Source organism: Legionella maioricensis, assembly GCF_023618015.1.
Lineage (GTDB): Bacteria > Pseudomonadota > Gammaproteobacteria > Legionellales > Legionellaceae > Legionella > Legionella maioricensis.
Map to the genome: position 1 here is coordinate 133,835 of NZ_JAJKBJ010000010.1, position 6,353 is coordinate 140,187.

Genomic DNA, 6,353 nt, shown 5'->3' on the forward strand with positions numbered 1-6,353 from the left:
TTTCACTCTACATTTCTTAGCGCCAAACCACAGGCTACCATCAAAGAAGGGGCATCCTTGGTTATAGCTTCCAGATTAACCTTTTCATTAAATGACATTCGAGATAAAGGGTTAGCAACTGTAGTGATCACACCGAGCTGCTCTTGTATCAGAGTATCCAAAGCCGACTGTCTGGCTATCCCACCGGCGAGTAAAATATGATCCACAAAACCGTGCTGACTGGTAGAATAAAAAAATTGCAAAGTTCGTTTTATCTGTAATAAAAGCGTTTCTTTAAAAGGAGTTAATACTTCAGAATCATAATCATCAGGTAATGTTCCTTGAGCTCTTGCATCTAAGGCTTGCTGTTGCGTCATGTGGTAATGTTCGGCAATAGCATCAATAAGCTGCAGACTCCCAAACATCTCTTCTCTTGAGAAGATTAACTTCATTCCACGCAATACAAATAGATAACTGAATCGAGCTCCAATATCAATAATAGCTACTATTTTATCTTGCCCACCGGCTGGCAAATCTTTTGCAAATTGCTGTGCTGCACGCTCGACTGCATAAGATTCCACGTCAACAACTTTTACAGTCAACCCGGCTCGACTTACCGCTTCTACACGGCTATTTACATTTTCAGCTCTGGAAGCAACTATTAAGATGTCTAACATTGCCGAGTTTTTTGCAGAATGACCTAGAATTTCAAAGTCGAGATTAATTTCATCTATAGGATAAGGGATGAACTTATCTGCCTCAATAATAACCAGCTCTTCCATTTCCTCATCATTTAGGCCATCGTTGATTTGTATCACTTTGCTGATAACTGCAGAATCAGGAACAGCTAATGCTACTTGTTTACACGTTAATCCTGCTTTTACAATCAGTTTTTTAATACAGTTGGTTACAGCTTCAATATCCTTAATCACATTTCCATCAAGAGCATTGGGAGGTAACCAATCACGGCCATACCCTTCAACACAAAGCTCCTCTCCTGAACCGGAAATTTCCAATATTTTCACTGATGATGAACCTATGTCTATTCCCAGAATTGAGCGCTGTTTAGGTTTAAAGAGTTTGAGCACTTATTTAATCTCCCTGTGTCTCCCATGCAGATCCAAAATCGCTGCAAAAAATAAAACCTAGACGAACTTAGGTTTGATGTTAGCGTACCCCATTAAAAATTGGAATCTTTTTCATTATTCTTCTATTAACTCTATAAAGAACACCGATTATTTCATTCACCTAATAAAAAAAATCCCCAGCATTTGCCAATTTCTTTTTAATAATGTCAGGCTTTTTGGCCATGACAATATAGCCTCTTGCACAATTAAATGTTTAGTGATACGTTAAAGAACATTAAATAAACACTAAACAGTTTAAATGACCAATCCAATGTACCAAAACAAAGTTAGTTTTGTTCCCTCGCAGGTGATTGGTCTTCTATTATCTGTAATTCTTGTCATTCTTTTCGAGCCTTTCGCCTAGTAGGGTTATTTCTGCACGCCTACTGGGCGTGGACTTACAGGCAGAACTATTAAATTTCTAATACATAGTTTTTAAGGAATGGTTATGAAAGATAAAACTGATAAGTCAGAATTCTATTTTTGGCAACAAGTGGCGCAGTTACCTTTTGTGCAGGGCCCTTTGCTGGGCGCAAGTGTCATGACTATGGTTACTCCTTTATTAAATTGGACTAATCATGTAATGAATGATAAACCAATGGTATGGCGTAATGCGATGTCTGGTTCAGTTGAATATGCCAGTTCAGCAATACCTTCTTATGCTACTGTTTTTGCTATAAAAAAAATGCTTCAACCCACGTCAAACCGATCTTCACCCCTTTATGATTTTTTCAGCTCTTTTGCCGCAGGTGCTTTTTCAGGTTTGGCAAGCACTCCCTTTGATGCAATAGCGCAAAACAGACAATTAGCCGAGATCCCATCATCAAAACAAACAGGACAAAAGATGATAACTCTCAATGGCTACAGTTCTTTATTTCAAGGCGGAACAGCTACTATGTTACGTGAAGGTATATGGTCCACTGTATATTTAACGGCTGTGCCCATCCTGACACAGCACTTTTGTGCCAAAGGAATGAAAAAAGAGCAGGCTGAAGGACTTGCATTGATTTTGACTGCTGGTTCTTATGGAATGTTTAGTACCCCTTTAAACCAGTTGCGTTCCAGGAAACAAAAAGGACTAACAGAGCCTTTGGAAATAAAGAGTTACCTGCAACATGTACAAGACATCTGGAATCAAAAACCAACAGCAAACACCCTGCAGCGGTGTGCATTTTTCTTTAAAGGTGCGATCCCACGCACAGTAACTACAACAGTTGCTGGGGGCTTATTGGTCAAAGGTCAGGAGTTATATAACGAAGTAGTAGCATCCTCCAAGCCGTAAATACTCAACATATAAGTTTGCCTTTTGCTTTGTTTTGCATCAAAGTAAAAGGCATTTGAAAAAAATTTGTAATCAACCAATAGCATTATTGACTTGAGATAAAAAAAATAATTTTATTGAATTAAATCTTATACTTACTGTAGTAGCAAACTCACCAAACTGTATGTTTTTTCCTAATAATGCCCCTCATGAGAAACACTTGCACTTCAGCAAAACATTTAATATAGTGAAATAGCAATTTGTAAGGGAATTTCACATCTTTAAATTTTCATTTCAGTTTTAAAAGGAGTTTTAAATGACTATAGAAGATTTACTCATATCACTAACAACCTATATATTGCGTTATCATGATAGCCAACCTAAAAATAAGCCTATAATCCCTCCAGAATCTAATCTTGATTTATTACAAGAAAAATATCGTGACCATGCTCTAAAAACCCTTAAAAATGCAGATTATGAGAGCTATTTGACTGGTTTAATTAAAGAAGGAGAGAAAGATTATGCTGGCCGACTCCCCTTATTGTTTTATATCTTAAATGAAATTACCGTTATAAAATCCATGGTGGATAGAAAAACTTCTTTTAGCCCAACTGAATTGGAAAAGTATAAAAAGCAAATGACTCAAATGCTTATCGATTTAAGACAGCTGGTGATGACTATAAAAGGCACAACTTATAATGTGAGGTACAGCTCCATTATAGAAGACGGTAAAGAAACTCCGGAAAAAAATATTTCTCTCTCCGGTACCGCTTCTTATTCTTATATTACTGGCCATTCTTTATGTACCTCTGGGTCGTTGTTAACCGAGGAAGTATTAAAGAGATTTAATATTACTACGACGTCTTCCGATAAATACATTCAAGGTATAGCAGAGGAACTATGTGAAGCACGTCAAAATGCATTATTAGTTCCTGAACTTTCATTAAAAACAAGAGAGTTAAGCCAACTTGCAGAGCAACAAAAGGAACAAATAGAATTACAACAATGTACTCTCAAAGAGCAAGAACCTATACTCCAAGAGCAAGGCAGCTCTATTAAACTATTAATTGAGAAACTCGAAGCTTTAACACAGAGCACCAAGGATGTTCCTGCCAGTGTGCCACCGGAAGATCATGAAGCTCTACAATTAAAACTACAACAAGCCCAGACAAAAATAGAAGAGTTGGAAGCGACAATAATTAATCTTAAAAAACCACTGGCTGTAGGTCTTGCTTATGGTACTCTATTTGGATTAAACAATCCAAAATATGCAAATTTTAGGCTAGGCCAGAAACTGCAATTAGATTCAGCAGAAGACACAGCACAAAAATCAAGTGCTCCTACGCAAACAACTGTTGAATAAATTGACTCACGTTTCCTTGACTTGCAAATGAAATAGTCAATGAAACGTGAAATTTACCTAATAAATAATCCTTTTTCCTTGCAAAACTCGCAATATTGCACAAAATCGCTGTATAATGCTCGTCTAATCTCATTCAACTTTAACTGAACTTATGAAAAAAATGGCATACTTCTGGCGTAAAGGTCTTTGGGCGCTGCTGAGCCTCTTTTTTCTTTTATTAGTTGTCGGCAGTCTTTTATACCTTTATCTGGAAAGCCAACTACCTAATGTAGACTCACTGAAAACAGTACAATTGCAAGTACCACTACAAATTTTCAGTAAAGAAGGTTTACTAATCCAGGAATATGGCGAAAAGAAACGTATTCCTGTTACTTACGATGAAATTCCCCAAACGTTGATTCATGCATTAATTGCTACCGAAGATCAACGCTTTTTTGAGCATCCTGGCGTTGATATTCTAGGTCTTGGCCGTGCTACGGTACGTATGCTTAAAACGGGAACAAAATCACAGGGCGGCAGTACCATCACTATGCAGGTCGCTCGTAATTTTTTCTTAACTCGAAAAAAGACTTTTTTACGTAAATTCAATGAAATTATGTTGGCTATTAAAATAGACCGAGAATTAAGTAAAGAAAAAATTTTAGAGCTTTATTTGAACCGGATTTATTTAGGAAATCGTGCCTATGGTGTTGGTGCGGCCGCCATGGTCTATTTTGGTAAATCATTAAAAGAACTCAATTTGGCTGAGCTTGCTATGATAGCTGGTCTTCCTCAAGCTCCGTCAACTCAAAACCCGATTGCAAATCCACTTGCGGCCAAAAAACGCCGTGACCACGTATTGGAACGTTTATTAGAAGAACACTATATCAATGAAGAGCAATATCAAAATGCCATTAATCAACCTATTACTGCGAAATATCATGGCACTAATATTGAAGTCAAAGCCCCTTATGTAGCTGAAATGATTCGTCAGTCTTTATATGATAATTTTGGTCCTGATGCTTATACCAAAGGCTATAAAGTCTATACAACTATAGATGGACACCTGCAAAATACGGCCAATCAGGTAGTAGAAAAGAATTTAATTGCTTATGACCATCGCCACGGTTATAGAGGACCTATCGCTAATATAGGTGAAAAAGACAGCCAATCCCCTCAGATTAGACAAAAGTATCTGGCCCAATATCCCGAATTAAATACTTTAGTCCCTGCAGTAATTATTGAAGTCAAAGAAAAAGAAGCTACTGCTGCCTTACAGAATGGCCATACCTTTATCATCCCATGGGAGGGTTTATCCTGGGCCAGACCTGCACTTAAAAAAGGCTGGGTAGGAAGATCTCCTAGCAAGGCCCAACAAGTGGTTGCTGTAGGTGATGTGGTTTATGTTCATTCAACAGAAGATAAATGGGTGCTGGCGCAGATACCAGAGGCTGAATCAGCTATGGTCGCCCTTAATCCTAAAAATGGTGCGATAGAGGTCTTAGTAGGTGGATTTAACTTTCAGAAAAGTAAATTTAACCGAGCAACCCAATCCAGTAGGCAGCCTGGCTCCAGTTTTAAACCCTTCGTTTATGCCGCAGCCCTAAATAACGGTTATAACTTGGCTACATTAATTAATGATGCACCTATCGTTGTTGATGATCCAAGTCAACCTAATCTATGGCGACCACACAATGTGAATCTCAAATTTAACGGCCCAACGCGCTTAAAACAAGCATTGGTTCAATCTAAAAACCTGGTATCCATCAGAATTCTTGATGATATAGGCATAGATTACACCGTAGACTTCTTAACTCGTTTTGGATTTAGTAAAAAATCACTACCGAAAGGCTTATCGTTAGCCTTAGGCAGCTTGTCTGTGAGCCCCATGGATCTTACTGCGGCGTATGCAGTATTTGCCAATGGTGGTTATAAAGTAGAGCCTTATCTTATCGATCATATTACTGATAGCGATGGCAAAATCCTGCTTCAAGCTAAGCCCACCGTGGTGTGCAACCCTTGCGATAATAAGATAGATGCGTCTACCATGGCGCCCCGTGTTATACCAGAGGATATAGCTTATTTAATGAACTCTGCATTAAAAGATGTCATTCAGCATGGTACTGCACGTGCCGCCAGAGTGCTCAATCGCCAGGATCTTGCTGGTAAAACCGGAACAACCAACGATCAAGTAGATGCCTGGTTCGCTGGATTCAATTCTGATTTGGTAGTAACTGCATGGGTAGGCTTTGATAATCCTAAATCATTACATGAGTATGCTGCCGGTCTTGCCCTTCCCTTATGGATAGATTTTATGAAGGTAGCCTTGAAAGGCAAACCGGAAAGCGAAATAAAACAACCTGATAATGTAGTGGCAGTCCGCATAGATCCTATTAGTGGCTTGCTGGCTAAGCCAAATCAGGAAAATGGAATAATAGAATATTTCCGGGATAAAGAGGTCCCCGCTGAAGAAGATCAGACACCAATTTATAATGCCAGTAATAATCAACAGCAACAGCCTTTTATAGAAGAAAATTTATTCTAGGTTATGATTAGAAAGCCCGTTAAATGCATAGTTACGGGCTTTCCCCCAGCCTACATTGCTATTCCAGCTTTGTTATATAAATCTTCTGCGCCTACGTCC

4 protein-coding genes are annotated in these 6,353 nt (G+C 38.5%); 3 read left to right on the forward strand and 1 reads right to left on the reverse strand.

The window, feature by feature from the left end:
- Positions 1-2: 2 nt before the first annotated feature.
- Positions 3-1,067 carry a type IV pilus assembly protein PilM gene (gene pilM / locus LOX96_RS10050; RefSeq protein ID WP_250421780.1) on the reverse strand — a complete coding sequence of 355 codons (1,065 nt, stop codon included), beginning with the start codon at positions 1,065-1,067 and terminating at the stop codon, positions 3-5.
- Between the two features lie 487 nt (positions 1,068-1,554).
- Between pilM and LOX96_RS10055 the strand changes: the two genes are divergently transcribed.
- The 3 genes from LOX96_RS10055 (at position 1,555) to LOX96_RS10065 (ending at position 6,254) form a co-directional block, all read left to right on the forward strand.
- The gene (locus LOX96_RS10055) at positions 1,555-2,388 is read left to right on the forward strand and encodes an MC/SLC25 family protein (RefSeq protein ID WP_250421781.1); all 834 of its coding nucleotides are present in this window, start codon (positions 1,555-1,557) and stop codon (positions 2,386-2,388) included.
- A 295-nt stretch (positions 2,389-2,683) separates the two neighbouring features.
- On the forward strand, positions 2,684-3,730 hold the full coding sequence (locus LOX96_RS10060) for a hypothetical protein (RefSeq protein WP_250421782.1): 1,047 nt from the start codon (positions 2,684-2,686) through the stop codon (positions 3,728-3,730).
- A 151-nt stretch (positions 3,731-3,881) separates the two neighbouring features.
- Positions 3,882-6,254: a penicillin-binding protein 1A gene (locus LOX96_RS10065; RefSeq protein ID WP_348645840.1), complete on the forward strand. Its 2,373-nt coding sequence runs from the start codon at positions 3,882-3,884 to the stop codon at positions 6,252-6,254.
- Positions 6,255-6,353: the final 99 nt, after the last annotated feature.

Excerpts from the sequence above, each read along its gene's own strand:
- LOX96_RS10060 (WP_250421782.1), top strand. The coding sequence starts at position 2,684 with ATGACTATAGAAGATTTACTCATATCACTAACAACCTATATATTGCGT.
- LOX96_RS10055 (WP_250421781.1), top strand. The coding sequence starts at position 1,555 with ATGAAAGATAAAACTGATAAGTCAGAATTCTATTTTTGGCAACAAGTG.
- LOX96_RS10065 (WP_348645840.1), top strand. The coding sequence starts at position 3,882 with ATGAAAAAAATGGCATACTTCTGGCGTAAAGGTCTTTGGGCGCTGCTG.